Source organism: Nonomuraea ferruginea (assembly GCF_039540635.1).
GTDB lineage: Bacteria > Actinomycetota > Actinomycetes > Streptosporangiales > Streptosporangiaceae > Nonomuraea > Nonomuraea ferruginea.
Window position 1 is genome coordinate 98788 of the sequence record NZ_BAABFD010000006.1, and the last position, 26603, is coordinate 125390.

29 protein-coding genes and 1 pseudogene are annotated in these 26603 nt (G+C 70.1%); 7 read left to right on the forward strand and 23 right to left on the reverse strand.

Translation table 11 applies throughout. From position 1 onward, the window contains the following. Positions 1–67 precede the first annotated feature (67 nt). The 13 genes from nuoK to ABD999_RS13420 form a co-directional block, all read right to left on the reverse strand. Positions 68–364, reverse strand: coding sequence for an NADH-quinone oxidoreductase subunit NuoK (gene nuoK / locus ABD999_RS13360; RefSeq protein ID WP_148036380.1), 297 nt, complete (start codon positions 362–364; stop codon positions 68–70). Next, positions 361–1119 carry an NADH-quinone oxidoreductase subunit J gene (locus ABD999_RS13365; protein WP_148036379.1) on the reverse strand — a complete coding sequence of 253 codons (759 nt, stop codon included), beginning with the start codon at positions 1117–1119 and terminating at the stop codon, positions 361–363. Before ABD999_RS13365 ends, nuoK begins: the two co-directional genes overlap by 4 nt. After that, entirely contained in the window at positions 1112–1627 is a 516-nt protein-coding gene (gene nuoI / locus ABD999_RS13370) for an NADH-quinone oxidoreductase subunit NuoI (RefSeq protein WP_148036378.1), read from the reverse strand. The genes ABD999_RS13365 and nuoI overlap by 8 nt, the downstream gene beginning before the upstream one ends. Further along, positions 1614–2930, reverse strand: a complete 1317-nt coding sequence (gene nuoH / locus ABD999_RS13375; protein WP_271274792.1) for an NADH-quinone oxidoreductase subunit NuoH — start codon at positions 2928–2930, stop codon at positions 1614–1616. The genes nuoI and nuoH overlap by 14 nt, the downstream gene beginning before the upstream one ends. Beyond that, positions 2927–5311 carry an NADH-quinone oxidoreductase subunit G gene (locus ABD999_RS13380; protein WP_148036376.1) on the reverse strand — a complete coding sequence of 795 codons (2385 nt, stop codon included), beginning with the start codon at positions 5309–5311 and terminating at the stop codon, positions 2927–2929. The genes nuoH and ABD999_RS13380 overlap by 4 nt, the downstream gene beginning before the upstream one ends. After that, on the reverse strand, positions 5308–6597 hold the full coding sequence (gene nuoF / locus ABD999_RS13385; RefSeq protein WP_148036375.1) for an NADH-quinone oxidoreductase subunit NuoF: 1290 nt from the start codon (positions 6595–6597) through the stop codon (positions 5308–5310). The genes ABD999_RS13380 and nuoF overlap by 4 nt, the downstream gene beginning before the upstream one ends. Then, entirely contained in the window at positions 6594–7250 is a 657-nt protein-coding gene (nuoE, locus tag ABD999_RS13390; protein WP_148036374.1) for an NADH-quinone oxidoreductase subunit NuoE, read from the reverse strand. The genes nuoF and nuoE overlap by 4 nt, the downstream gene beginning before the upstream one ends. After that, on the reverse strand, positions 7247–8572 hold the full coding sequence (locus ABD999_RS13395; protein WP_219544851.1) for an NADH-quinone oxidoreductase subunit D: 1326 nt from the start codon (positions 8570–8572) through the stop codon (positions 7247–7249). The genes nuoE and ABD999_RS13395 overlap by 4 nt, the downstream gene beginning before the upstream one ends. Beyond that, the gene (locus ABD999_RS13400; protein ID WP_378525358.1) at positions 8569–9273 is read right to left on the reverse strand and encodes an NADH-quinone oxidoreductase subunit C; all 705 of its coding nucleotides are present in this window, start codon (positions 9271–9273) and stop codon (positions 8569–8571) included. Before ABD999_RS13400 ends, ABD999_RS13395 begins: the two co-directional genes overlap by 4 nt. After that, complete coding sequence (locus ABD999_RS13405) at positions 9270–9821, reverse strand: NuoB/complex I 20 kDa subunit family protein (protein WP_148036371.1); 552 nt, start codon at positions 9819–9821, stop codon at positions 9270–9272. Before ABD999_RS13405 ends, ABD999_RS13400 begins: the two co-directional genes overlap by 4 nt. Before the next feature lies 1 nt (position 9822). Next, positions 9823–10218, reverse strand: coding sequence for an NADH-quinone oxidoreductase subunit A (locus tag ABD999_RS13410; protein WP_148036370.1), 396 nt, complete (start codon positions 10216–10218; stop codon positions 9823–9825). Positions 10219–10294: 76 nt separating this feature from the next. After that, positions 10295–11551: a geranylgeranyl reductase family protein gene (locus tag ABD999_RS13415; protein ID WP_148036369.1), complete on the reverse strand. Its 1257-nt coding sequence runs from the start codon at positions 11549–11551 to the stop codon at positions 10295–10297. 148 nt (positions 11552–11699) lie between these two features. Continuing rightward, the gene (locus tag ABD999_RS13420; RefSeq protein ID WP_219544848.1) at positions 11700–12428 is read right to left on the reverse strand and encodes a demethylmenaquinone methyltransferase; all 729 of its coding nucleotides are present in this window, start codon (positions 12426–12428) and stop codon (positions 11700–11702) included. Between the two features lie 78 nt (positions 12429–12506). Between ABD999_RS13420 and ABD999_RS13425 the strand changes: the two genes are divergently transcribed. Beyond that, positions 12507–13712, forward strand: coding sequence for a hypothetical protein (locus tag ABD999_RS13425; RefSeq protein ID WP_271274791.1), 1206 nt, complete (start codon positions 12507–12509; stop codon positions 13710–13712). On the opposite strand, the gene ABD999_RS13430 is transcribed toward ABD999_RS13425, so the two are convergent. Further along, positions 13709–13927, reverse strand: coding sequence for a DUF4229 domain-containing protein (locus ABD999_RS13430; protein WP_148036367.1), 219 nt, complete (start codon positions 13925–13927; stop codon positions 13709–13711). The two genes, ABD999_RS13425 and ABD999_RS13430, sit on opposite strands and share 4 nt — an antisense overlap. A gap of 257 nt (positions 13928–14184) precedes the next feature. Here ABD999_RS13430 and ABD999_RS13435 point away from each other — a divergent pair, with 257 nt between their 5' ends. Beyond that, complete coding sequence (locus ABD999_RS13435) at positions 14185–14406, forward strand: BldC family transcriptional regulator (RefSeq protein ID WP_026214226.1); 222 nt, start codon at positions 14185–14187, stop codon at positions 14404–14406. Positions 14407–14597: 191 nt separating this feature from the next. Here ABD999_RS13435 and ABD999_RS13440 read toward each other — a convergent pair whose 3' ends face one another. Together ABD999_RS13440 and ABD999_RS13445 are read right to left on the reverse strand one after the other, a co-directional pair. Further along, positions 14598–14840, reverse strand: coding sequence for a hypothetical protein (locus ABD999_RS13440; protein ID WP_148036366.1), 243 nt, complete (start codon positions 14838–14840; stop codon positions 14598–14600). A 10-nt stretch (positions 14841–14850) separates the two neighbouring features. Further along, positions 14851–15846 (reverse strand): hypothetical protein, encoded by a 996-nt coding sequence (locus tag ABD999_RS13445; protein WP_271274790.1) that lies wholly within the window; start codon positions 15844–15846, stop codon positions 14851–14853. A gap of 118 nt (positions 15847–15964) precedes the next feature. On the opposite strand from ABD999_RS13445, the gene ABD999_RS13450 reads away from it, so the two are divergent. Then, positions 15965–16261, forward strand: a complete 297-nt coding sequence (locus tag ABD999_RS13450) for a PLD nuclease N-terminal domain-containing protein (RefSeq protein ID WP_148036364.1) — start codon at positions 15965–15967, stop codon at positions 16259–16261. Positions 16262–16354: 93 nt separating this feature from the next. Here ABD999_RS13450 and ccsA read toward each other — a convergent pair whose 3' ends face one another. The 5 genes from ccsA to ABD999_RS13475 are packed head-to-tail and all read right to left on the reverse strand — an operon-like array spanning position 16355 to position 20848. Next, a complete protein-coding gene (gene ccsA / locus ABD999_RS13455) occupies positions 16355–17323 on the reverse strand; it encodes a cytochrome c biogenesis protein CcsA (protein ID WP_271274789.1) in 969 nt (322 codons plus the stop codon). Beyond that, positions 17313–18869 (reverse strand): cytochrome c biogenesis protein ResB, encoded by a 1557-nt coding sequence (gene resB, locus ABD999_RS13460; RefSeq protein WP_271274788.1) that lies wholly within the window; start codon positions 18867–18869, stop codon positions 17313–17315. Before resB ends, ccsA begins: the two co-directional genes overlap by 11 nt. After that, a complete protein-coding gene (locus ABD999_RS13465) occupies positions 18869–19591 on the reverse strand; it encodes a cytochrome c biogenesis CcdA family protein (protein WP_271274787.1) in 723 nt (240 codons plus the stop codon). The genes resB and ABD999_RS13465 overlap by 1 nt, the downstream gene beginning before the upstream one ends. Next, positions 19584–20150 carry a TlpA family protein disulfide reductase gene (locus ABD999_RS13470; protein ID WP_219544845.1) on the reverse strand — a complete coding sequence of 189 codons (567 nt, stop codon included), beginning with the start codon at positions 20148–20150 and terminating at the stop codon, positions 19584–19586. The genes ABD999_RS13465 and ABD999_RS13470 overlap by 8 nt, the downstream gene beginning before the upstream one ends. Positions 20151–20206: 56 nt before the next feature. Next, complete coding sequence (locus tag ABD999_RS13475; protein WP_219544844.1) at positions 20207–20848, reverse strand: histidine phosphatase family protein; 642 nt, start codon at positions 20846–20848, stop codon at positions 20207–20209. 91 nt (positions 20849–20939) lie between these two features. Between ABD999_RS13475 and ABD999_RS13480 the strand changes: the two genes are divergently transcribed. After that, positions 20940–21800, forward strand: coding sequence for a DMT family transporter (locus tag ABD999_RS13480; RefSeq protein WP_219544843.1), 861 nt, complete (start codon positions 20940–20942; stop codon positions 21798–21800). Here the strand turns inward: ABD999_RS13480 and ABD999_RS13485 are convergent. After that, positions 21793–22710, reverse strand: a complete 918-nt coding sequence (locus ABD999_RS13485) for a LysR family transcriptional regulator (protein WP_148036357.1) — start codon at positions 22708–22710, stop codon at positions 21793–21795. The two genes, ABD999_RS13480 and ABD999_RS13485, sit on opposite strands and share 8 nt — an antisense overlap. A gap of 230 nt (positions 22711–22940) precedes the next feature. On the opposite strand from ABD999_RS13485, the gene ABD999_RS13490 reads away from it, so the two are divergent. The 3 genes and pseudogenes from ABD999_RS13490 to ABD999_RS13500 all read left to right on the forward strand — a co-directional run bounded on the left by ABD999_RS13490 (position 22941) and on the right by ABD999_RS13500 (position 25231). After that, positions 22941–23843 carry an EamA family transporter gene (locus ABD999_RS13490; protein ID WP_261809034.1) on the forward strand — a complete coding sequence of 301 codons (903 nt, stop codon included), beginning with the start codon at positions 22941–22943 and terminating at the stop codon, positions 23841–23843. Positions 23844–23872: 29 nt separating this feature from the next. Continuing rightward, positions 23873–24262 (forward strand): annotated as a pseudogene (locus ABD999_RS13495) (AAA family ATPase); the annotation flags it as partial. Positions 24263–24265: 3 nt separating this feature from the next. Beyond that, positions 24266–25231 carry an ATP-binding protein gene (locus tag ABD999_RS13500; RefSeq protein ID WP_333485681.1) on the forward strand — a complete coding sequence of 322 codons (966 nt, stop codon included), beginning with the start codon at positions 24266–24268 and terminating at the stop codon, positions 25229–25231. 76 nt (positions 25232–25307) lie between these two features. On the opposite strand, the gene hemL is transcribed toward ABD999_RS13500, so the two are convergent. Next, positions 25308–26597 (reverse strand): glutamate-1-semialdehyde 2,1-aminomutase, encoded by a 1290-nt coding sequence (gene hemL, locus ABD999_RS13505; protein ID WP_271274784.1) that lies wholly within the window; start codon positions 26595–26597, stop codon positions 25308–25310. Positions 26598–26603: the final 6 nt, after the last annotated feature.

Consider the following 26603-nt stretch of genomic DNA (forward strand, 5'->3'; position numbering starts at 1 on the left):
CCAGGACAGCCCGATCACGCCACCGGTGGTGTGCTGGATGATCTCAACGGGATCCACCAGTCACCTCTTAGTACTTCAGCAGGTTCGCGTCGTCGACGGACGCGGACCTGCGGGTTCGGAAGATCGTCACGATGATGGCCAGGCCGACCACGACCTCGGCCGCGGCCACCACCATCACGAAGAACGCGACGATCTGGCCTTCCAGGTTGCCGACCTGCCTGGCGAACGTGACGAAGGCGAGGTTGCAGGCGTTGAGCATGAGCTCAATGCACATGAACACCACGATCGCGTTGCGCCGGATCAGCACGCCGACCGCGCCGATCGAGAACAGCAGGCCCGACAGGATGAGGTAATTCGTGGTCACTCGGACTCCTCCTCGGCCCGTTGCCGGATGGCCTCGGCGAACTTCGGGTCCTTAGGCAGCCGGTCCTGCTCGACGTCGTAGCGGGCGATGTACGGGTTGACCGACTCCTCGGAGACCGAGCCGTCGGGCAGCAGCGCCGGCATGTCGACCGCGTTGTTCCTGGCGTACGTGCCGGGCCCCGGCAGCGGCGTCGGCCGGTCGCCGAGGAAGCGCGCCTTGGACAGGTCCTTCTGCGTGGCCTTCTTGGCGACCCGCTCGCGGTGCGCCAGCACCATCGCGGCGAGCGCGGCGGTGATGAGCAGCGCCGAGGTGACCTCGAACGCGAACACGTACTTGGTGAACAGCAGCAGCGCGATCGAGCGGATGTATCCGCCCTGCGCGGTGGCGGCGGCGAGCCCCGCCTGCGAGCTGAAGACCGCGTTGCCGAGGGCCAGCACGATCAGCCCGGCGAAGCCGATCCCGGCGATGATCGCCCAGAACCGCTGTCCCCGCAGTGTCTCGACCAGCGAGTCGGAGGTGTCGACCCCGACCAGCATGAGCGTGAACAGGAACAGCATCATGACGGCGCCGGTGTAGACGATGATCTGCACCGCGGCCAGGAACGGCGCTTCCTGCACCGCGTACAGGACCGCCAGGCAGAGCATCACGGTGCCGAGCATCAGCGCCGAGTAGACGGCCTTCCGGTTGAAGACCACGCCGAGAGCCGCGCCGACGGACACGACGGCGAGCACCCAGAAAGTGATGGTCTCACCCATTGGTCCGTCCCAGCCGGTAGTAGTCCTCTTCCGTCTCGCCCAGGCGCATCGGGTGCGGCGGCTGCTCCATGCCCTGCGTGAGCGGGGCCAGGAGCATCTCCTTGGTGAAGATCAGTGCCTCACGGCTGCCGTCGGCGAGTTCGTACTCGTTCGTCATCGTGAGCGCCCGGGTCGGGCACGCCTCGATGCACAGCCCGCAGAGGATGCACCGCAGGTAGTTGATCTGGTACGTGCGCCCGTAACGCTCGCCCGGAGAGTAGCGCTCGTCCTCGGTGTTGTCCGCGCCTTCGACGTAGATCGCGTCGGCCGGACACGCCCAGGCGCACAGCTCGCACCCCACGCACTTCTCCAGGCCGTCGGGCCAGCGGTTGAGCTGGTGGCGACCGTGGAAGCGAGGAGCCGTCGGCTTCTTGACCTCCGGGTAGTTGGTCGTGACGGGCTTCTTGAACATCGTGTGGAAGGTGACCCCGAAGCCCTTGACGGGGTTCAGCCAATCAGTTAGTCCCACTGGGAATCTCCTTGTGCTGCGCCCCGTGGTAGTGCGGCAGATCAAGCGGCGGCACAGGGAAGCCACCGGCTGCCGGCTCCTTGGACAGTTCCTCGAACTCGGCCTCGACCTCCGCCTTCTTGGCTTCCTTGCGCCGTTGGTTGACGGTGTCGAACCGCATCCAGATCGCCAGCGCGCCGATCACGATGATCACGCCCATCCCCGCGGAGAGGTAGATGTCGCCGTCGAAGGTGCCGTTGTTCACGAAGATCACGTTGCGCACGGCGGCGACGAGCAGGATCCACGCCAGGTTGACCGGGATCAGCACCTTCCAGCCGAGCGACATCAGCTGGTCGTAGCGGATGCGCGGCAGCGAGGCCCGCACCCACACGATGAAGCAGAACACCAGGATGAACTTGATGATGAACCACAGCACCGGCAACCAGCCGACGTTGGCGCCCTCCCACAGCGAGATGGGGAACGGCGCCCGCCAGCCGCCGAGGAACAGCGTCACGGCGATGCCGGAGGCGGTGAAGGTGTGGACGTACTCGCCCATCATGATCAGCGCGAACTTCAGCGACGAGGAGTACTCCGTCTGGAAGCCGCCGACCAGCTCACCCTCACTCTCGGGCAGGTCGAACGGGATGCGGGCCGCCTCGCCGAACATGGTGACCACGTAGATCAGGAACGACGGGATGAGCAGCACCGCGAACCAGGTCTGCTGCTGCGCCGCGACGATCTCCGAGGTGGACAGCGTGCCGGCGAACAGGAAGATGGCCACGAACGACAGGCCCATCGCGATCTCGTACGAGACCACCTGGGCCGCCGAGCGCAGACCGCCGAGCAGCGCGTACGGCGAGCGCGAGGACCATCCGGCGAGCACCACGCCGTAGACCGACACGGCGCCCATGGCGAGCACGAACAGCACCGCCACCGGCAGGTCGAGCAGCTGCAGCGGCGTCTGCACGCCGAACAGGTTGACCATCGGCCCGAACGGCATGACGGAGAAGGCCAGGAAGGCCGGCACCACCATGATGATCGGGGCCATCAGGTAGAGCGCCTTGTCCACCGTCCGCGGGGTCAGGTCCTCCTTGAGCCCCATCTTCAGGCCGTCGGCGACGGACTGCAGGATGCCGAACTTGCCCGCGCGGTTCGGGCCGTAGCGGTGCTGCATCCTGGAGATCAGCTTCCGCTCGAACCAGACGCCGAGCAGGATGCCGACCATGATGAAGGCGAAGAGCATCACGGCCTTGATGATGGTGATCCAGAGCGGGTCCTTGCCGAAGTCGGCAAGGGTCGGATCGGCCGCGAGAACGTAGGTCATGAGGCGCTCCCGATCGTGACGATGTCGCCGGCCACCGCGCCCAGATCGCGGGTGACCGAGCAGCCGCCCGAGTTCGACGGCACCCAGACCACGCGGTCCGGCAGGTCGGCGATGCGGACGGGCAGCGTGACGGCGGTGGGGCCGGCCCCGCCGACGACGACCTTGTCACCGTCGGCGACGCCGATCTCCGCCGCCGTGCTCGCCGAGACCAGCGCCTCGGCCGCGCGGGCGGTGCCCGCGAGGTACGGCTCGCCGTCCTGCAGACGGCCGTCGTCGAGCAGCAGGTGCCAGGTCGCCAGCAGGGCCTGGCCCGCGGCGGGCGCGGGCAGGGCGCGGGTGGCGACGGACGGGGCGGCGACGCGGTCGCCGCGCCAGGCGCCGATCGACGTCAGCTCGCGGCGGGCGGCCTGCGCGTCGGGCAGCCCCAGGTGGACGTCCATCCGGTCGGCGAGGTTGCCGATCACGGCCAGGTCGCTCTGCATGCCGGGCACCTTGATCGGCGCCTCGAACGAGCGACCCCTGCCTTCCCAGTTGACGAACGTGCCGGCCTTCTCCTGGACGGCGGCGACCGGCAGCACCACGTCCGCCCGGTCGGTGACCGCGCTCGCGCGGATCTCCAGGCTGACGATGAACGGCATCCGCTCCAGCGCCTCCAGCGCCAGCGCCGGGTCCGGCAGGTCGTACGGGTCGACCCCGGCCACGACCAGGGCGTCGAGCTCGCCGTCACGGGCGGCGGCGAGGATGCCCGAGGTGTCGAGGCCCGGCGTCTCCGGCAGCGAGGCGACGCCCCACGCCCTGGCGACCTCGGCCCTGGCGGTGGCGTCCTCGACCGGCCGGCCGATCGGCAGCAGGTTGGGCAGCGCGCCCGCCTCGACGGCGCCGCGCTCACCGGCCCGGCGCGGGATCCAGGCGACCCTGGCCCCCGAGGCGGCCAGCCGCACCAGGGCGGACAGCGCGCCGGGGACCGTGGCCAGCCGCTCGCCGGCCAGCACGATCGTGCCCTCGGCCAGCGTGCCGGCGAGCTCGCCGAGCGCGTCGGCCTCGCCGCCGGGAGCGGTGCGGACGAGCGTGCCGCCCATCTTGGCCAGGCTCTTGGTGGCGAACGGGGCGATCGAGGTGACCGGGAGCCCCCGCTTGCGCCACGCCTTGCGCAGCCGCAGGAAGACGCTCGGCGACTCCTCCTCGGGCTCGAACCCGGCGAGCACCACGGCGGGCGCGTTCTCCAGGTCGGTGAAGGAGATCTCGATACCGGTGCCGGCGACCGCGTGCGCGAGGAAGCGGGCCTCCTCGGCGGAGTGCGGCCGGGCACGGAAGTCGATGTCGTTGCTGCCGAGCGCGATGCGGGCGAACTTGGCGTAGGCGTAGGCGTCCTCGACCGTGAGCCGGCCGCCGAGCAGCACGCCCGCCTTGCCGCGGGCGGCGGCCAGGCCCTGCGCGGCCACGCTCAGCGCCTCCGGCCACGAGGTGGGCACGAGCACGCCCTCCTCGTCGCGGACCAGCGGCGTCCGGAGCCGGTCGGGCTGGGTGGCGTAGGTGAACGCCCAGCGGCCCTTGTCGCAGTTCCACTCCTCGTTGACCTGCGGGTCGTTGCCCGCCAGGCGGCGGGTGACCTTGCCGCGCCGGTGGTCGGTGCGCTGCGCGCAGCCGGAGGCGCAGTGTTCGCACGCGCTCGGCGTGGACACCAGGTCGAACGGGCGGGCCCGGAACCGGTAGGCGGCGCCGGTCAGCGCGCCCACCGGGCAGATCTGCACCGTGTTGCCGGAGAAGTAGGACTGGAACGGCTCGCCGTCGGCCACGCCGACCTGCTCCTTGGCGCCCCGCTCGAAGAAGTCGATGAACGGGTCGCCGGCGATCTGGTCGGAGAACCGGATGCAGCGCGCGCACTGGATGCAGCGCTCGCGGTCGAGCAGCACCTGGGTCGAGAGCGGCAGCGGCTTGGCGAAGGTCCGCTTCTTCTCCTGGAAGCGGGACTCGCCCTGGCCGTTGGACATGGCCTGGTTCTGCAGCGGGCACTCGCCGCCCTTGTCGCACATCGGGCAGTCGAGCGGGTGGTTGATGAGCAGGAACTCCATCGCCCCGCGCTGCGCCTTCTCGGCGACCGGCGAGGTGAGCTGGGTCTGCACCACCATGCCCTGGGCGACCTCGATCGCGCAGGACGGCTGCGGCTTCGGGAAGCCGCGGCCGTTGCCGGCGTCGGGGATGTCGACCAGGCACTGACGGCAGTTGGCCGCCGGGTCGAGCAGCGGGTGGTCGCAGAACCTGGGGATCTGGATGCCCAGCAGCTCGGCCGCCCGGATGATCAGCGTGCCCTTGGGGACGCTGATCTGGAACCCGTCGATCGTGCAGGTCACCAGGTTGGTCTCTACAGCGGTCGTGGTCACCGGTCACCCCACAGAGTGGACTTCTTCGGGTCGAACGGGCAGCCGCCGACCTCGAAGTGCTTGAGGTACTCCTCGCGGAAGTACTTCACAGACGAGTGGATCGGGCTGGTCGCGCCGTCGCCGAGCGCGCAGAACGAGCGGCCGAGGATGTTGTCCGCGATGTCGGTGATCGTGGACAGGTCCTCCTCGGTGCCCTGGCCGGCCTCCAGGCGCTTGAGCACCTGCTTGAGCCAGTAGGTGCCCTCGCGGCACGGCGTGCACTTGCCGCACGACTCGTGGGCGTAGAACTCCGTCCAGCGCAGCACGGTGCGGACCACGCAGGTGGTCTCGTCGAAGATCTGCAGGGCGCGGGTGCCGAGCATGGAGCCCTTCGCGCCGACGGCCTCGAAGTCCAGCGGGACGTCGAGGTGCTCGTCGGTGAAGATCGGCGTGGACGAGCCGCCGGGGGTCCAGAACTTGATCCGGTGTCCCTCGCGGATGCCGCCCGCCATGTCGAGCAGTTCGCGCAGCGTGATGCCGAGCGGCGCCTCGAACTGGCCGGGCCGCGTGACATGGCCGCTCAGCGAGAAGATGCCGAAGCCCTTGGACTTCTCGGTGCCCATGGAGGCGAACCAGTCGGCGCCGTTGGCGATGATGCTGGGAACACTCGCCACAGACTCCACGTTGTTCACAACAGTCGGCGAGGCGTACAGCCCCGCCACCGCCGGGAACGGAGGCTTGAGACGCGGTTGACCCCTGAAGCCCTCCAGCGAGTCGAGCAGCGCGGTCTCCTCGCCGCAGATGTAGGCGCCCGCGCCGCTGTGCACGACGAGCTCCAGGTCATAGCCGGAGCCGAAGACGTCGGTGCCGAGATAACCCTTCTCGTACGCCTCGCGCACGGCCGCGTGCAGCCGCCTGATCACGTGCAGCACCTCGCCCCGCACGTAGATGAAGGCGTGGTTGGCCCGGATCGCGTACGAGGTGATGATGACGCCCTCGATGAGCGAGTGCGGGTTGGCCATCATCAGCGGGATGTCCTTGCAGGTGCCCGGCTCCGACTCGTCGGCGTTGACGACGAGATAGTGGGGCTTGCCGTCGCCCTGCGGGATGAAGCCCCACTTCATGCCGGTGGGGAAGCCCGCGCCGCCGCGGCCGCGCAGACCCGAGTCCTTGACGGCCTGGATGACGGCGTCGGGGTCCATGCCCAGCGCCTTCTTGGCGGCCTCGTACGGGCCGTAGCCGTCGATGGTGAAGGAGTCGGGCCTGTCCCAGCTCGCGGTCAGGACCGGAGTAAGGGTAGTACTCATGCCTCTGGGGCCTTCCATCCGTTGGCCTTGGCGACCTTCAGGCCTTCCAGCGAGGCGCCGGCGGCCGAGGGGCCTTCGCCCGCCTGGTCGTCGGGCAGCCCGGCCAGCACGCGCGAGGCCTCCTTGAACGAGCACAGCCGCTTCGGCCCGCGGGTCGGGCGGATGTCCTTGCCGTCGCGCAGGTCGTCGACGAGCTGCTTGGCCGACTCGGGGGTCTGGTTGTCGAAGAACTCCCAGTTGACCATCATGACCGGGGCGAAGTCGCAGGCCGCGTTGCACTCCAGGCGCTCCAGCGAGACCTTGCCGTCAGGGGTGGTCTCGTCGTGGCCGATGCCGGTGTGCTCGGTCAGTTGCTCCCAGATCTCGTCGCCGCCCATGACGGCGCAGAGCGCGTTGATGCACACGCCGACGTGGTAGTCGCCGGCCGGCTTGCGCTTGTACATCGTGTAGAACGTCGACACGCCGACGACCTCGGCCTTGCTGACGCCGAGGATCTCCGCGCAGAACTCGTGGCCGTCGTCGGAGACGTAGCCGTCTTCCGACTGCACGAGGTGGAGCAGCGGCAGCAGCGCCGAACGAGCCTTCGGGTAGCGGCCGATGATCTCCTTGGCGTCCTTCTCCAGACGCTCCCGGACTTCCGGTGCGTAGCTCACCGGTCCACACCTCCCATGACGGGGTCGATTGATGCCACCGCGGCGATCACGTCTGCGACCTGCCCGCCCTCCGACATGGCGGGGATGGCCTGCAGGTTGTTGAAGGACGGCTCGCGGAAGTGGACGCGGTAGGGGCGGGTGCCGCCGTCGCTGACGACGAGCGCGCCGAGCTCGCCCTTGGGCGACTCGATCGGCGCGTACGCCTGCCCGGCGGGCACCCGGAAGCCCTCGGTCACCAGCTTGAAGTGGTGGATGAGGGCCTCCATCGAGCTGCCCATGATGTGCGCGATGTGGTCGGGCGAGTTGCCGAGCCCGTCGGGGCCGAGCGCGAGCTGCGCCGGCCAGCCGATCTTCTTGTCCTCGATCATCACCGGGTCGCCCTTGAGCGGACCGGCGATGCGGTCCAGGGCCTGCTCGATGATCTTGAGGGACTCTTCCATCTCCTGCATGCGGACGAGGTAGCGGGAGTACACGTCGCAGCCCTTCTGGACCGCGACGTCGAACTCGTAGTTCTCGTAGCCGCAGTAGGGCTGCGTCTTGCGCAGGTCCCACGGCAGGCCCGAGGCCCGCAGGATCGGCCCGGTGATGCCGAGCGCCATGCAGCCGGTCAGGTCGAGGTAGGCCACGTCCTGGGTGCGGCGCAGGTAGACGGGGTTCTCGTCGAGGAGCTTGCGGATGTCCTTGATCCGCTTGGGCATCTCCTTGAGGAGCTCGCCGACCTTGTCGACCGCGCCCGCGGGCAGGTCGACGCTCACGCCGCCGGGCCGCACGTAGGCGTGGTTCATGCGCAGGCCGGTGATGTACTCGAACAGGTCCATGACCATCTCGCGGTCACGGTAGCCGAACAGGAAGGGCGTGGTGGCGCCCAGCTCCATGCCGAACGTGCCCATCGCGACCAGGTGAGAGGAGATGCGGTTGAGCTCCATCATCATCACGCGGATCGCCTGGGCCCGGTCGGGCACCCGGTCCTCGATGCCCAGCAGCTTCTCGACGCTCAGGCAGTAGGCCGTCTCGTTGAAGATCGGCGACAGGTAGTCCATGCGAGTGACGAACGTGGTCCCCTGGGTCCACGTGCGGTACTCCATGTTCTTCTCGATGCCGGTGTGGAGGTAGCCGATGACGCTGCGCGCCTCGGTGACCGTCTCGCCGTCGAGGGTGAGGACCAGCCGGAGCACGCCGTGGGTCGACGGGTGCTGCGGGCCCATGTTGACGACCAGGCGCTCGTCGTCGCCCTCGCGGACGCCGGTGACGACGTCGTCCCAGTCGCCCCCGGTGACCGAGTAGACCTTGCCTTCTGTCGCCTCGTCGTAGGCGGTGCTCATGAGTATGACCTCCTGTGATCCGGCGAGGGGATCGTGGCGCCGCGGTACTCGACCGGGATGCCGCCCAGCGGGTAGTCCTTGCGCTGCGGGTGGCCGTCCCAGTCGTCGGGCATCATGATCCGGGTCAGCGCGGGGTGACCGTCGTAGACGATCCCGAAGAAGTCGTACGCCTCGCGCTCGTGCCAGTCGTGGGTCGGGTAGACGCCGACGGTCGACGGGATGTGCGGGTCGGCGTCGGGGCAGCTCGTCTCGACGCGCACCCGGCGGTTGTGGGTCATCGAGCACAGGTGGATGAGGGAGTGCAGCTCCTCGCCATCGAGGTGCGGGTAGTGCACCCCGGAGACGCCGAGCGACAGCTCGAAGCGGAGCTCCGGGTCGTCGCGGAGCTTCTGGCACACCTCGACCAGCCGCTCCCGCTTGACGTGCAGGGTCAGCTCGCCGCGGTCGACGACCACGCGCTCGATGGCGTCGTCCATGCCGAGTGCGTCGACGATCTCGTCGAAGTAGCCCCCGTACGGGCGCGGGGTTGACAGCCGCGGCTGGCGGCGGACGACCAGCCCGCCGAAGCCGGAGGTGTCGCCGGAGTCATGGACGCCGAACATGCCGCGCCGGACGACGGGCGCCTCGACCGGCTCAGGCGCCTGTGCCTCGTCGGGCACCTTCGCGTCGGGGACCTCGGGGAGGTTGTCGGGCGAAGTCACTTGGTCGCCCCCTGGTCGATCAGCGGCAGCGTACGGAGCGCCCGCAGTTCGAGGTCCTCGATCTGCTGGGCGCGGTGCGCGCCGAACTTCATGTTCTGGATCTTGTCGTGCAGCTTGACGATCGCGTCGATGAGCATCTCCGGCCGCGGCGGGCAGCCCGGCAGGTAGATGTCGACGGGCACGACGTGGTCGACGCCCTGGACGATCGCGTAGTTGTTGAACATGCCGCCGCTGGAGGCGCACACGCCCATCGCGATGACCCACTTGGGCTCGGCCATCTGGTCGTAGATCTGCCGCAGCACCGGCGCCATCTTCTGCGACACCCGGCCGGCGACGATCATCAGGTCGGCCTGCCGCGGAGTCGCCGAAGCGCGCTCCATGCCGAAGCGCGCGAGGTCGTAGTGGGAGGCGCCGGTCGCCATCAGCTCGATGGCGCAGCAGGCGAGGCCGAACGTGGCCGGCCACACCGAGTTCTTGCGTGCCCAGCCGGCGGCCTGCTCGACCGTGCTGAGGATGAACCCGCTGGGGAGTTTCTCTTCGAGTCCCATGTCAGTCCCACTCCAGACCCTTACGGCGCCATACGTACGCGTAGGCGACCAGGACGGTGACGATGAACAGCAGCATCTCCACGAGCGCGAACACGCCCAGGCCAGAGGCGATCACCTGGCCGGCGTCGTTGGTGAGCGGCGCGAACGAGACGGCCCACGGGTAGAGAAAGATGATCTCGATGTCGAAGACGATGAAGAGCATCGCCGTGACCATGTATTTCAGCGGGAACCGTCCGCCACCGACTGGCTGGGGCGTCGGCTCGATACCGCATTCGTACGCGTCGAGCTTGGCGCGGTTCCAGCGCTTGGGACCGGTGAAGGGAGCGATGGCGACCGAGAAGATCGCGAAGCCCCCCGCGAGAACGGCGAGCACCAGGATGGGCACGTAAAGGTCCATCGCTACGCCTCCTCTTGCGCCGCCACGCGCTCGGGCGCGCGGCGAGATCTAAGTGTTTGCCGGGTGAGTGTGGGAATCATGCTCGTGGCGCGACTTTCGAGAGTGCGTTGATGATCTTGTCTGACGCATCGCCTCGCCGGTCGGTGAGATTACCAAGGAGTTTGAGCGCGAAGCGCATCAGTCTGGGGTGGGGAAGCCCATGCCTGGTGCCGAAGCTCATCACACCCGGCCTCCCGATCGCTTCGACGAACACCCTGCCCAGGGTGAAGTAGCCGCCGTAGGCGTCCTTGAGCAGGCGCGGATAGTCGCGCAGCAGGCGTTCGCGCTGCGCGGGGGTGGTGCGGGGGGCGAGCGCGCGGGCGATGACCTCGGCGGCGATCTCGCCGGTCTCCATCGCGTAGGCGATGCCCTCGCCGTTGAACGGGTTGATCGACCCGCCGGAGTCGCCGACCAGGACGAGACCGCGGGTGTAGTGGGGCTGCCGGTTGAAGGCCATCGGGAGGGCGGCGCCGCGGATCGGGGCCGTCATGTTCTCCTCGGTGAAGCCCCACTCGGCGGGCATGGCCTTGCACCACCGCTTGAGCAGGTCGCGGTAGTCGATGTTGCCGAAGTGGGAGCTGGTGTTGAGCAGCCCGAGCCCCACGTTGGCGGTGCCGTCGCCGACGCCGAACACCCAGCCGTAGCCGGGCAGCAGCGTCTCCTCGTCCCACAGCTCCAGCCAGGTCTCGAGGTAGTCGTCGTCGTGGCGGGGACTCGTGAAGTAGGTGCGCACCGCCACGCCCATCGGACGGTCCTCGCGCTTGTGCAGGCCCATGCCGAGGGCCAGGCGGGTGCTGTTGCCGTCGGCGGCCACCACCACGCGGGCGCGGTAGGTCGCGCCGTCCTTGGTGGTCACGCCGGTGACGTGGCCGCTGCGGTCGTCAAGCACCGGGCCGGTGACGGTGACGCCCTGCATCAGGCGCGCGCCGGCCGCCTCCGCGTGGGCGGCGAGTATCTGGTCGAAGTCCTGGCGGGTGCGGACGAGGCCGAAGTCGGGGAAGCGCTCCAGCTGGGGCCAGTCGAGCTCGAACCGCAGGCCGCCGCCGACCACGCGCAGGCCCTTGTTCCTGACCCAGCCGGGGGCGTCGACGTCGACGCCCATGTTGAGCAGCTGCTTGACGGCGCGCGGGGTCAGGCCGTCGCCGCAGACCTTCTCCCTGGGGAACCGGGTCTTCTCCAGCACGAGCACGTCGAGGCCGGCCCGCGCGAGGTAGAAGGCGGTCGCGGAACCGGCGGGACCGGCGCCGACGACGATGACGTCGGCGTCAGCCTTGCGGGCTGCTGGCACGGTCACGGGCCTGGTCCTGTCCTACAACGGGGTGTTATCCGGGCGTGGTCCTTTGTGAACCTCTTCACAAACTTTCCGGCCCGTCAGTCTAACCCTTTTCCAGGACAAAGTGGCAGCCGGGGGGCCTTCATGACCCAGTAGATCATGTCCGTCGTCACGCTTCCGGGACGGACGGCTTGAAGCCCCGGTGAATGGCCACGATGCCGCAGGTCAGGTTGCGCCAGGCGACGCGCCCCCAGCCGGCTTCCTGAATCGTACGCGCCAGCCTCCGCTGGTCGGGCCAGTCTCTGATCGACTCCGCCAGATACTCGTAGGAGTCGTCGTTGGAGCCGAACACCTGGGCCACCTTGGGCAGCATCCTCATCAGATACTCGCGGTAGACCAGATCCAGCACCGGCACGGTGACGTGGGAGAACTCCATGACCACCAGCCGCCCTCCCGGCCTGGTCACCCTGAGCATCTCGCGCAGCGCCTGGCCGGTGTCGTGCACGTTGCGCAGCGCGACCGAGATCGTCACCGCGTCGAACGAGTCGTCGGCGAACGGCAGCCGCATCGCGTCGCCGGCGACGAACGGGATCCCCTCGCCGGTCAGCGCGTTGCCGCCGCGGCGCCGTACGCCCACCCGGAGCATGCCGAGCGAGAAGTCGGAGGCGATCGCCCGCGCGCCCAGCCCGGTGAAGGACTCGGTGGACATGCCCGTGCCGGCTCCGAGGTCGAGCACGACCTCGCCGGGACCGGCGTCGACGGCCTGGGCCACCGCCTTGCGCCACAGCCTGACCTGCCCGAGGGAGATCACGTCGTTGACCAGGTCGTAGCGCCGGGCGGTGCGGTCAAACATCGCCGCGACCTCCCCCGGCTTCTTGTCCAGTTGAGCGCGCGTCATGGAGTCAAGCCTATGGCCAACCCGACAATTGACGGAAAGTAGCCACGAGATTACTTACCGTCTGCTAAGAATTGCTGAATGCTTGCCCGAGTCGCCCTGGCGGCGATCATCGCAGCGGCCCCCACCGCGCATTCCGGCGTGGTCTCGGCCGACCCTGTCGACAGCACCCCTCACGTGCTCGACGGCATCGTCCACTCCATCACCGTCGTCGGCGGCACCGTCGTCGTCGGCGGCTCCTTCAGCGAGGTGGCCGACGCGTCCAGGACCGTGAGGTACGCACGCGACAACCTGTTCGCCTACGACCTGCGGACCGGCCGCGTGCTGACCGACTTCTCCCCCGACGTGGGAGGAACGGTCCACAGCCTGGCCCCCGGCCCGGACGGCACGGTCTACGTGGGCGGCGACTTCTCGGTCGTCGGCGCCACCCCGGCCCGCGCCCTGGCCCGGCTCGACCTGGCCACCGGCCGGCCGGTGAAGTCCTTCAAGCCGCGCGTGTCCGGCGGCGCCGTCACCACGCTCGCGCTGCGCGGCTCCCACCTCTACGCGGGCGGCGACTTCACCCGCCCGCGTGCCGCCCTGGCCCGGCTGGACGCCGCCACCGGCGCGGTCGACGCGGACTTCGGCGTCGTCCCCGGCGAGCCGCTCACCAGGAAGGTCAGGGTGCACGCCCTGGCTCTGACCAAGGACCGGCTGGTGGTCGACGGCAACTTCACCACCCTCGACGGGCACTCGCGCCCGCAGCTCGGCGTCGTGGACGTGAGCCGCCCCGTGGCCAGGGTCGCCCCGTGGCGCACCGGCGTCTACGCCGGCACGTGCATGGAGGCGTTCCCCTGGTACGTGCGCGGCCTGGACGTCTCACCGGACGGCCGCTACTTCGTGGTCGTGACCACCGGCGGCCCGCGCCGCGGCATGTGCGACACCGCCGCCCGGTTCGAGACGTACGCGAGCGGCAAGGACCTCGAACCCACCTGGACCAACAGCACCGGCGGCGACTCGCTCTACTCGGTGTCGGTCACCGGCGCGGCCGTGTACGTGGGCGGCCACCAGCGCTGGCTGAACAATCCGCAGGGCCGCGACTCCGCAGGTCCGGGGGCGGTGCCGCGCGAGGGCATCGGGGCCATTCATCCGCGCACCGGAAAGGCGCTGAGTTGGAATCCGGGCCGGGAGCGCGGGATCGGCGTGAAGGCGTTTTACGCGCATCCCACAGGACTACTTGTCGGTAGCGACACGACGAGACTCGGTGGGGAGTACCATGCCCGGATTGGCATGTTCCCTCTGCCCTAGTCGTCCTGCGGCTTGGGGCGGTCCAGCTTGTTGCTGAGGCGGGCGCTCACCGCGTCACGCTGCTTGGACAGCAGGACGAAGCTGGCGAATCCGCTGACCAGGAACGCGCCCCCGATCAGGAGCAGGGGGTGCTGCAGCCCAGTCAGCCACAACACGCCGAAGGCAATGACGAACAGGCCGATCCGCGAGGCGGTGTAAACGAGAACGGGATGCACGGTGTCGAGATTACTCGGCCCCTCGCACCGCTCGCTCTTCGCATCGGGCGCGAGCGCTGCTACTGTTCCCAGTTAGGGTGTTTCGTAAAGAAACACCCACGAGAGCCCCAAAGAGGCTCTATCATATAACAATCGGGCAGTCAGCTGATAACAACCCGTGATCTTTGTAGAAAACCACGGATAAATCAGGCTTCGCTCGACACACTAGTTACCTGTCCGCCCGCTGGCAGGAAGCGGGATGCGAGGGGGAGAGATTGGTGGAGAGTAGCAGCGAGCGTCTGCTGACCCCTGGAGAGGTTGCCGCCCTCTTCCGGGTAGACCCAAAGACGGTTACGCGCTGGGCTGCGGCAGGCCGCATCAGCAGTATCCGCACCCCCGGAGGGCACCGGCGTTTCCGCGAGTCGGAAGTGCACGCCCTTCTCCGAGGCGAGGACGTTCTTACGGCCGACAGGCCGGCAGGTGAGTCCCCGCGCGTCTGACGTGCCGTCTGGTCGGTGATCCTGCGAGCCAGGATCACCGAGACGGGACCTCGGTCCGCGTGCTCACTGGTCCAACCCGCGGCGAGCACGGTGAAAGGCGCCAACCGCCGATCGTGGCTGGCGCCTGCCAGGCCGCCGAGCCGCCCCCGCCCCGGCGAGACTTCCTGCCCACTCTCCCCACTCCGGCGGACTCAGGTCTCGTCCTGGTCCGCCTTGAACGCCAGGAACTCCCGCTCCAGCGCGTCGTTCTCCTCCACCCAGCGACGCCGGCGCTCGGCGGCCTCCTCCTCGGTCACCGACTCGGGCAGCCATTGGCCGTAGTCGGGGTCGTCCGGCCCGATCTCCACGAAGCCGTTGCCGATCAGACGCCCGTCCTCGCTGGCCAGGCTCCGCGGCACCCTCAGGGTGCCGTCAGCGAGCCGGATGACGTACATGGCCTACCACCTAGATTCCGTAGCGCCTGTTGAAGAACAGCATGACGTCGAGCGCCAGCCGCGTGTTGCCGCCGAGCATGTCCACCAGGGCCGGACGCTGGCGCGCGGCGATCGCGGCGAAGGCGTCGGCGAAGAACTCCTTGCGGCCCAGCCCGCCGCCCTGACGGTGGAACGCGGACACCAGCAGCGGCTCCACCCGCTCGAACAGCGCCGCGAAGTCCGGCGAGTCGGAGACCCACTCGCCGAACGCCGAGTCGATGTCGTCGATGGCGTGCCCCACCTCGTGCATCATCACGTCGGGCGTCGGCGACGGCCGGTCACCCACCACGATCTTGCGCTCGCCGTACGCGCCCGCGCAGATGTCCCAGGTGGCACGGCCCGACGGCAGCGGCGCGCCGCGCAGATACCCCATGTCGTCCAGGTCGGGAACGCCGCCGGGGCCGACGTAGATGCCTTCGAGGCCGGCGGCCAGCTTCTCCTTGAGCCGGTCGGGCAGCCTCGCCAGACTCTCCACGGCCCGGACCACCTCGGGGGGCGGCGGGCCCAGCCTGGCGTCCCACTGGCGGTGCAGGATCCGCTCCAGCTTGCCGCAGTGGCGCAGCCCGTCGCCCATCGGCGGCGCGTCGGGGCGGTTGGGCTGCGCCCGGGGTAAGGCGTCCAGGAGCTCGAAGTCGTGCCAGGTGTAGCGCGGCTCCTCGACGACCGCGGCGGACAGCCGCTCGCGTCCCTCCCAGCGGCGCGGCCGGTCCTTGTCACGGTCCTTCTCCGGACGGCGCGAGCGCTCGGGACGCTGCTCCTTCCCCGCGTGCCGGGACCGTTCCGGCTCCGCGGTGTCGCCCATGCCCGGCGGCCTGGCGTCGACCTCACGGGTACGGTTGCCGCGGCGGGCGGACCAGAACGAGCGCTCCGCCTCGGGTGGCGCCTCGGTGCGCCGGGAGAAGAGGTAGGACCCGCGCCGCCACCATCGGCCCCGCCGATGGCGTCCCTTGTCACTGGAAATGGCCATCGCACCTCTCGCCAGCCCGGGGGAACCGGGTTCCACGGTACGACGCAGATCTTCCTTAGTCATCCTGAATGGGACATCAGGTGGCACGATCGGTCTCAAGATGGCTTACAGTTCGGGCATGGCAGGTGTTCTAATCGGCCTGGCTCTTCTGGCCTTCTGGCTGTTCTCGTTGTTCGATGTCATCACGACCCCCGAGGAAGAGGTCCAGCAGTCCCCCAAAGCCGTGTGGTTGATCATCGTCGCCGCGGTCCCCATCGTCGGCGGCGTTTTCTGGATGATGCGCGGCCGTCCCAAGGCCGTCGTCGCGGCACGTCCGGTCGCCGGTGAGGCCGGGGTCATGCCCAAGGGCCCCGACGACGACCCCGACTTCCTGAAGGAGCTCGAGCGCCGCCTCCGCGGCGAGTCCGAGGCCTGACGGGCTCCCCCACACCCCCCGCCGACCCCCTCCGACCATAAAAGTGACACCCGGCGCCGCCACCGGGTGTCTTTCCGCTGCCCGCGGTACGCGTCAGCCGACGTCGGCGTAGCTGTGGAGCCCGGAGATGAAGATGTTCACGCCGAACAGGTTGAACAGCAGGCAGGCGAAGGCGACGAGCTGGACGATGGTCGCCTTGTTCCCGCGCCAGCCCGCCGTGACGCGGGCGTGGAGGTAGGCCGCGTAGCCGATCCAGGTGATGAACGACCAGACCTCCTTGGGGTCCCAGCCCCAGTAGCGGCCCCACGCCTTGTCCGCCCAGAGCGCGCCCGCGATGACGGCGAACGTCCACAGCGGGAAGGCCACCACGATGGCCTTGTGCGCGACCTTCTCCAGGTCGTCCTTGGACGGCAGCCGCGACAGCCCGTCACCGCGGATCAGGTAGAGGACACCCGACGCCCCGGCCAGCACGAACATGCCGCTGGCCAGGATCGCGGCCGAGACGTGGATGGCGATCCAGTAGGAGTTGAGCGCCGGCACCACCGGCCCCGCCACCGTGTAGAACTTGAGCACGGCCAGCCCGAGCCCGAGCGCGGCCGAGACCATGACGAACGCGCCGAGGAAGCGGATGTTCTGCCGCAGGTGGGCGACCAGGAACGCGGTCACGGCGGCGAAGCAGATGGCCACCACGAACTCGTACATGTTGCCCCACGGCCACCGGTCGACGGCCAGGCCGCGGGTGGCGATGGCGGTCAGGTTGGCGGCCCAGCCGAGCCAGGCGATCACCAGCGCGACCGTGCCGGCCTTGCGCGCCCAGGCCGGCGGCTCGGGCCCCTCGGCCACGGCTCCGCCTGACGCCTCCGCGACCTCTCCCGGGTCCCGCGTGTCGGCCTCGGCGCCCACGCCCACCGGAACGCGGGCGGCGCCCCGTACCCGGCGGGTCTCGGCGCGCGCCCGGCCGAACGCGAGCTCGACGGCGAACCCGATCATGGCTGCCAGGTAGAGCAGGACGGCGGCGACCACGAACAGGTCGCTCAGCTCTGCCAGTGTCTCAGCGGACATCCTTGTCTCCTGCTAGTTCCTTGACGATCTCGTCGAACTCCTCGGCGAACCCCGCCGCGGAGCCCTCGGTGCGGGTGAGCCCACCCACGTCGGCCTTGCCGTCCTTGACCCGCACCCACACCCGGCGGCGGCGGATCATGAGCGAGAACACGATGGCGATGGTGGCCGTGGCGGCCGCCAGCAGGGCCGGGAGGCGGCCGGGGTCGTAGGCGATCTGGAGCGTGATCCACTCCTTGACGCCGGTGAACTCCAGCTTGCCCGCCCCGCCGGGCAGCTCCAGCGACTTGCCCACGGCCAGCGGGTCGCCCGCGGCCTCGCCCATCACCAGCGGGTGGAGCTTCTTCATGATCTCGGGCGGCGCGAGCTCGTACACGGACTGCGGCACACCCGAGCGCAGCCCCAGGTCGCCGCTGAACGCGCCGAGAACCTGCACCTCCGGGACGACCGCGCCGGGGAAGGAGGAGGCGTGACCGCCGTCCGTGAGCGGCGTGCTGGTCGGCAGGAAGCGCAGCAGGAACCCGAGCTGCGACGGCTGGGCGTCGGGCGCCTTGACCACGCATCCGGAGGTGAGCGTCGGCTTGTCCTCGATGAGGCACGGCACCGGCCCCTCGAAGGCGACCTGCCCCTCGCCGTCGGTGACCCGGAACTCGGGGGCGTAGCCGTGGCCGATGAGGTAGGTCTGGGTGCCGTTGACGTCGAGCGGCTCGTTGACCTTCAGCTCGTAGTCGCGGACGGGCGCGCCCGGCGCGTCGTTGACCTTGAGATGGGCGGAGTAGTCGAGCTCCTGGCCCGAGTTGTCGCCGCCCACCTGGTAGGTCGCCTGGAAGTCGCTCAGCTCGAACGCGAACGGCTCCAGCGACTCGGCGTTGACCCGCGGCCCCGGCATGTAGCGGTCGTAGGCGGCGACGGTGTTGGCGAACCCGTCGCCCTCGACCACGAGCACGTTGCCACGGTAGCCGAACACGGAGCCGATGCCGACGGCCGCCAGCAGGCCGAGCAGCGCGACGTGGAAGAGCAGGTTGCCGGTCTCGCGCAGGTAGCCCTTCTCGGCGGCCACCCAGCCGTCTCCGGTGACCACCCGGAAGCGCAGCTTGCGCAGCCGCCCGGCGAACTCCTCGACGGTCAGGTCGCTCTCGAAGGCGGCGTGGTGCGGCAGCCGGGACAGGTTGCGCGGCGCGGCGGGCGGCTTGCGGCGCAGCTCGCGCAGGTAGGTGCCGGTGCGCGGGACGATGCAGCCGATCAGCGAGGTGAACAGCAGCAGGTAGATGGCGGCGAACCAGACGGAGCTGAAGACGTCGAAGAGCTGGAACCGGTCGTACCAGACGGCCAGGCCCGGGCTCTCGTCGTAGAGGCGCGCCACCTGGTCGGGCTCGACGCCGCGCTGCGGGATCAGCGAGCCGGGGATGCTGGCCAGCGCGAACAGGAACAGCAGGAGCAGCGCCGTCTTCATCGAGGTGAGCGTGCGCCAGGCCCAGCGGAGCCAGCCCGCCGGGCCCAGCCCCGCCCGCTTCGGCTCCTGCTTCCGCTCCACGTCGGAGACCGTCATCAGATCACCGGCCTGAATCCGCCGATGAGCCCTTGCATGGTCGCGATCATCTCTCCCCACAGGCCGGTGACCAGGGCCACCCCGACGGCCACCATCATGCCGCCGCCGATCCTGGTGATCAGCCGGGAGTGGCGGCGGATGGCGCGGAAGGTGCGCAGCGCCTTGCTGTAGGCCAGGGCGGCGACGACGAACGGCAGCCCGAGCCCCAGCGCGTAGGCGACGGCCAGCAGCGCGCCGCGCGAGGCGCTGCCCTCGTTCAGCCCGAGCGTGAGCACCACGGCCAGGGTGGGCCCGATGCACGGCGTCCAGCCGAGCCCGAACACCACGCCGAGCAGCGGCGCCCCGGCGAGCCCGGCGGCGGGCAGCCGGTGGATGCGCACGTCGCGCATCAACTGCGGGAAGACGCCCATGAAGGCCAGCCCGAGCAGGATCGTCAGCACACCGAGCACCCGCGTGATCAGGTCGGCGTTGACCAGCATGGCCTGGCCGAGCTGCCCGAACAGGGCGCCGCTGAGCACGAACACGGCCGCGAACCCGGCCACGAACAGCGTGGTGCCGAGCACCAGCCGCCCCCGCTTGGGATCGTCGCTCATGCCCGTCACGTACGAGAGATAGCCCGGGACCAGCGGCAGCACGCACGGCGACAGGAACGACACCAGCCCCGCCAGCACCGCGATCGGCACGGCCAGCAGCAGGGAGCCGGAGGCGACGACGTCACTCATCGCGCACCTTGAGCACCGCGTTCTTCAGGTCGGTGTAGCGGACCGCGCCGAGCGCCCTGGCCGCGATCCGGCCCTGCTTGTCGATGATGAGCGTGGACGGGATGGCGGCGGGCGGCACCGTGCCCTGGAAGGCCAGGGCGACCTTGCCCGGCTGGTCGTAGATGCTCGGGTAGCCGGTGCCCTCGGTGCGTTCGAAGGCCAGCGCGTCGGCCTTGCGGTCCTTGAAGTCGACGCCGATGAACTCCACGCCGCCGGCCTTGGTCTCGGCCGCGACCTCCTTGAGCACCGGGGCCTCGGCCCGGCAGGGCGCGCACCAGGACGCCCAGAAGTTGATCACGACGACCTTGCCCTTGTGCGCGGCCAGCGAGGCCGTGCCGCCGTCGAGGGTCGGGCCCTCGACCGCCGGCGCGGGCTTGCGGTCGGCGGCCTCGAACACCTGCATCTTCCCGTCGCCCGCGACGAATCGCGTGTCGCCCGCCTGCGGTTGCCCGCTCTGACTGCCGGCGCATCCCGTCACCAGAACGGCGAGGAGGACCAGGGAGATTGACTTGGCGCGCACGGGAGGAAGATCTCCTTGTACTACAAGCGGTAGAGCTTGCAACTCTACCGGCGCGGTCAGGCGCCCGGCACGCTGGGGCCCCTGTCGATCGACCCGGCAGGCTCGCTGTAGCCGACGCTGACGAGCCGGTCGCCCTCGAACGTGAACGAGGTCAGGCTGGCCAGGGCGCACTGCCTGCGTCTCGGGTCGTGCCAGAGCCTGCGCCGGCCCTCCGCCGCCATCCGGACGGCCCAGATGGGCAGCTGGTGGCTGACCATGACGACCTCGTGGCCGCGCCCCGCCTCCCTGGCGTCGTCGATGGCCGTGCGCATGCGCGCGACGATCACCGGATAGGGCTCGCCCCAGGAAGGACGCATCGGGTTCCAGAAGTAGCGGTAGTTGCGCGGGCTGCGCAGGATCTGCAGCCCCTGCCCGACGGCCCGGCCTTCGAGCAGGTTGCCGGCCTCCAGCAGCCGCTCCTCGATGATCACCTCAAGCCCGTGGGCGGCCGCGACGGGGGCCGCGGTCTCGCGGGCGCGCTCCAGCGGCGAGCTGTAGACGGCCACGATGTCGCGCCCGGACACCGCCTTGGCGACGGTCTTGGCCATCAGCTCGCCCGTCTCGGACAGGTGGTAGCCCGGCAGCCTGCCGTAGAGAATGCCGCCGGGATTGTGCACCTCACCGTGGCGCAGCAGGTGGACGACGGTGGTTTCAGCCATGGTGGCCTCAGCTTATCCGCTCGGCGGTCCCTGATCGCCAGGGGTGATCGCCACCGGAGTAAAGTCGGAGCCTCCCGGAAGGAGCCGCCGATTGGATCCTCTGGCTCTGGTTCTCGTCCTGGTCGCGGCCGTCGCGCACGCGTCGTGGAACCTCCTGAGCAAGAAGGCCGCGCACGTCGACGGCCTGGTGTTCGTCTGGCTCGTGGCGGCGGCGGGCGCGGTGGTGTGGAGCCCGCTGTTCGCCGGGTTCCTGCTGGTGGCGCGGCCCCGGGTGGGGTGGGCGGACCTGGCGGTGATCGGGGTCAGCACCGCGATCCACATGACGTACTTCCTGCTGCTGCAGCGGGGGTACGGCAGCGGCGACCTGTCGATCGTCTACCCGGTGGCGCGCGGCACGGGGCCGATGCTGGCGAGCCTGGTGGCGGTGCTGTTCCTGGGCGAGCGGCCGACGCCGGTGGGGATCGCCGGGATCCTCCTGGTGGGCGCCGGGGTGTTCCTGATGAGCGGGCGCGCCGGCGGGGCGGACCTGAAAGGGCTGGCGTTCGGGCTGGCCACCGGGGTGTTCATCGCCGCCTACACGGTGTGGGACTCGCGGGTGGTGAGCACCTTCGCGGTGGCGCCGATCCTGCTCAACTACCTGGGCGAGGTGGGGCGCATGATCGTGCTGGCCCCGTTCGTGCTGCGCGGGCGGCGGCGGGCGCTGATGGCGGCGGCCTGGCGGGCGCACCGGGGCACGATCGTGACGGCGGCGGTGCTCATCTTCGTGTCCTACCTGCTGGTGCTGGTGGCGTTCACCAGGGCGCCGGTGAGCCTGGTCGCGCCGGCGCGCGAGATCAGCGTGCTGATCGCGGTCGTGCTGGGCGGGCGGCTGCTCGCCGAGGACGGGCTGCGCCACCGCCTGCTGGCCGCGGGCGTAATCGTCGGCGGCGTGGTGGCCATCGCGCTCAGCTGATCCAGCCGTCCTGCGCGGTTTCGCCCGCCCGTACGAGAGCGTCGACCGTCGCCCTGATGGCGGGGCGGCGGGCGGCGTCGCTGCGCCAGAGCGCGTAGATCCGGCGGGTCTGGCGCGGCAGCAGGGGGACCAGCCGGACGCCCGCCGGCACCGGGTCGCGGCCCAGGCGCGGCACGATCGCGCAGCCGAGCCCGGCCGCGACCAGCGCGAGCTGGGTGGGGTACTCGTCGGCCATGGAGGCGATCTCCGGCTCCAGCTCGGCGCTGCGCAGCGTGAACACCAGCCAGTCGTGGCAGATGGTGCCGGGCGAGGAGCTGATCCACCGCTCGCCGCAGAGCGCGGACAGCTGGATCTCCCGTTCGCCGGCCAGCGGGTGGTTCGCGGGGAGCGCCACGTCGGCGATGTCCTCGAGCAGCGTCTTCCTGGACAGGCCGTCGGGGATGGGCATCGGCCGGTTGAGCCAGTCCTGCACGACCACCAGGTCGAGCTCTCCCCTGGCGACCTCGCGGACCACCCGTTCAGGCTCGCGCTCGTACAGTTGCACCGACAGGTCGGGGTGGCGCTGCCGGAGCTCGGCGAGGGTGAGCGGCATCAGGCCGCGGGCGGCGGTCGGGAACGCGCCCACGTTGAGCCTGCCGACGACCTGGCCGCGCAGCGCCTCGAAGTCGGCTTCGGCGGTCTCGACCAGGGCGAGGATGCGCTCCGCGTGCTCGGCGAGCAGCCCGGCGGCGTCCGTCAGCCGCACCCCGCGCCCGTTGCGCTCGACCAGCCGCGCGCCGGTCTCCCGCTCCAGCTTGGCTATCTGCTGCGACACGGCCGAGGGGGTGACCATCAGCGCGTCGGCGGCGGCTCCGACGGAGCCGTAGACGTGCACGGCGTGGAGGGCCTTGAGCCGGTTGAGGTCCAACATGTAAGCGAGTCTAAAGCGTTAAGCGTAGAAAGTCTCGCTTGTCCTTCACTCTGTAGCGTTGGAAAATAGTTGCATGCGAATCCTTAAGCCGAAGCAGAAGTCGTTCCAGTCCACCTCGTACCTGAAGACCCTCGCCGAGCAGGCCCGCGAGCAGCGCGCCGCCCGGGTCCGCAAGGCCGCCTAGATCCCCGCATGAACCCCGGGGCCGAGCCGCGATCCACAGGATCGCCGTGAACACGCTGAGACCCCCTCATCTGGCGCTCGCCATCGGGCTGGCCGCCGTCTGGGGGGTCAACTTCGTCGTCATGCAGGTGGGGCTGGAGCACTTCCCGCCCCTGCTGTACGCGGGCCTGCGGTTCGCGATGGCGGCCTTCCCCGCCCTGCTCCTGGTCGGCCGCCCGGCCGTGCCCTGGCGCTGGATCGCCGCGGTCGCCGCCACGACCGGAGCCGGCCAGTTCGCCCTGCTGCTCGTGGGCATGCGGGCCGGCATGCCGGCCGGGCTGACCTCGCTGGTCCTGCAGATGCAGGTGCTGTTCACGATCCTGTTCGCGGTGACGCTCCTCGGCGAGCGCCTCACCGCGCGCCGGGTGACGGGCCTGGCCGTCGCGTTCGGCGGCCTGGCCCTGGTGGCGCTCGACTTCGGCGCCTCCGGCCCGATCGGCGCCTTCGCCCTGTGCGTCGCCGCCGCCGCGGCCTGGGGCCTCGGCAACATCGCCCAGCGCAAGGCCGCCCCGCCCGACTCGCTGCGCTTCATGGTCTGGGTCAGCGCCCTGTCGTCGCCGCCGCTCCTGCTCCTGTCACTCTGGCTGGAGGGCGTCCCCACCCTGACGGCCCCGCTGGAGGGCTGGCTGTCCCTCCTGTACGTGGCCTTCGTCTCGACACTCGTCGGCTTCGGCGTCTGGGGCTTCCTCCTGCGCCGCTACGACGCCTCCACCGTCGCCCCCTACACGCTCCTCGTGCCGGTCTTCGGCATGACCTCGGCCGCCCTCTTCACCGGCGAGCCCTTCACCTGGCTCCGCATCGCCGCCGCCGTCCTCATCGTCACCGGCGTCCTGTACGCGGGCACCCGCCCACGCCGTCGGATCGCGGAACCACGTGCCCGCGAACCAGGGAAAGCCACGCTCGCGAAATAGCGACTCAGGGCACGGCAGATCAGGGAAAAGTGCCCCGGCTCGCTGCAAGCCGGCTTAAGGAGCTGCTCAACGAGCTGCGGATCGTCGTCGTCAACGGCCCACGCCAGTGCGGCAAGACGACGCTCCTGCAGTCGTGCAGGCGCTTCGGTGACGCCACTTTCGCCACTCTCGACGACCCGTCACAGCTCGCGATCGCCCGCGACGATCCCCGGACCTTCGCCCGCCAGCAGCCGCAGCCCGTCATCATCGACTAGATCCAGCGCGCCGGCGACCCCTTGGTTCTGGCCATCAAGCAGGTCGTGGACGAGGACTGGCGCCCCGGCCAGTTCGTCCTCTCCGGATCTACCCGATTCCTCAGTGTGCCCACCCTGTCGGAGTCTCTCGCGGGACGGGTGGTCTTCGTCGATCTGTGGCCATTCGCCATGGCCGAACGCACCGGCGGCACCGGCGGCTTCTGCGACCAGGTGTTCGCCGATCCAACGTCGGTAACCGAGCGGCGGTCAGCCTGGACGCGGGAGGACTACCTCCGGCTGATCTGCCAGGGCAGCTATCCCGAGGTCCTCCGCCTCAGCTCCCCCCTCGCCCTGAGTAATTGGTTCCACGGCTACCTCGACACCGTGATCTCCCGCGACATCCGGGAGTTCGCGCACGTCGGCAAGGCCGGCGCGATCCCCGATCTGATCGCGCTGGTCGCCGCCCGCGCGGGCGGGCAGCTCGTCCTGGCCCAGCTCGCCAACAGTCTCGGGCTCGACGCGGCGACCGTCCGCTCCTATCTCGCCTACCTGGAGACGGTCTTCCTCGTCGCCTCCGCCCCGGCCTGGTCGAACAACTTCTCCTCCCGGGTGACGCACGCTCCGAAGACCTATGTGACCGACAGCGGTCTGGCTTCCCATCTACTGGATGTGGACGCCGACGCCCTGCTGGCCCCAGGCCACCCGGCACTCGGCGGGCTACTCGAAACGTTCGTCTTCGCCGAGTTGCTCAAACTGACGACGTTCGCCCAGCGGCACGTCGCCCTGCGCCACTACCGAGACCGGGACAAACGCGAGGTCGACTTCATCCTGGAACGCCGGGACGGCACGGTCATCGGCATCGAGGTCAAGGCTTCGGCCACGCCGAAGCCGGACGACGCCCGGTATCTGCGCTGGCTGCGAGACAACCTGGGCGACCGCTTCCGCGCCGGGTACGTGCTCCACCTCGGCGACACGAACCTGCCGTCGGGCGACCGGATCTTCTTCACCCCGCTGTCGGCCCTCTGGGACCACGCGGCACCAACGAGTCTCACCCCGCCGTTGCCTGCCTCACGTGTTCCGGTTAGACCCGCCTCACACTCGGGGGTGCAGGGGGCCGGGAGGCCCCTTGCCAAGGGGAGCTGGGCTCCCCGCTGAGAGGAGCCCGAGCTCGGTGGCGCGGAGCGCCCGGGGGGCCAGGACCTTGGCCGGGAGGGCCTCTGTCACGTGCGGGTCAGAGGGCCGCGGCGGCGGCCTTGGCGGCGGCCGGGAGGGCGTCGGCCACCAGGCTCAGCGCGTCGTCGTCGTGGGAGGCGGACAGGAACCACGCCTCGTACGCCGACGGCGGCAGGTAGACGCCCTGGTCCAGCATCGAGTGGAAGAACGCCTTGTAGGCCGCGGTGCTCTGGGTCTGGGCGTCGGCGAAGTCCGTGACCTGCCGGTCGGTGAAGAAGATGGAGAACAGGTTGCCCGCCGTCTGCAGCCGGTGCGGCACGCCGGCGGCCGTCAGCGCCGAGGTGGCGGCCTCGGCGACGGCGCGGGCGGCGGCGCCGACCTCGGCGTAGGCGGCGTCGTCGAGCGCGCGCAGCGTGGCCAGCCCGGCGGCGCAGGCCAGCGGGTTGCCCGACAGAGTGCCCGCCTGGTAGACGGGACCCTCCGGAGCCAGATGCGCCATGACGTCGGCGCGCCCGCCGAACGCCGCCGCCGGGAGCCCTCCGCCCATGACCTTGCCGAACGTCATCAGGTCGGCCTCGACCGGGTCCAGCCCGTACCATCCGGAGCGCGAGACGCGGAAGCCCGTCAGGACCTCGTCCACGATGAGCAGCGCCCCGTGGCGGGTGCACAGCTCGCGCAGGCGGCTGTTGAAGCCGTCGAGCGGCGGCACGATGCCCATGTTGGCCGGGCACGCCTCGGTGATGACGCAGGCGATCTCCGCCGCCTCGAAGGCCTGCTCGACCAGGTCGATCGCGTTGTAGGGCAGCACGATCGTGTCGGCAGCCGAGGCGCCGGTCACGCCAGGCGTGTCGGGCAGCCCGAACGTGGCCACCCCCGACCCGGCCGACGCCAGCAGCGCGTCGACGTGACCGTGGTAGCAGCCGGCGAACTTGACGACCTTGGACCGGCCGGTGAACCCGCGGGCCAGCCGCACCGCGCTCATCGTCGCCTCGGTGCCGGAGCTGACCAGCCGCACCTTCTCCACGGGCGCCACCCGGGCCACGATCTCCTCGGCCAGCTCGACCTCTCCCGGGGTCGCGGTCCCGTACGAGAAGCCGCGCGAGGCCGCCTCGGCCACCGCCTCCACGACCGCGGGGTGCCGGTGACCCAGGATCATCGGACCCCACGAGCACACCAGGTCGACGTAGCGGTTGCCGTCGGCGTCGGTGATGTAGGGCCCCTGGCCGGAGACCATGAAGCGCGGCGTGCCGCCGACCGCGCCGAACGCGCGGACCGGAGAGTTCACCCCGCCCGGCACGACGGCGCTGGCGCGGGCGAACAGATCGTCGGAGTTCTTTGTACGGCTCACGCGAAA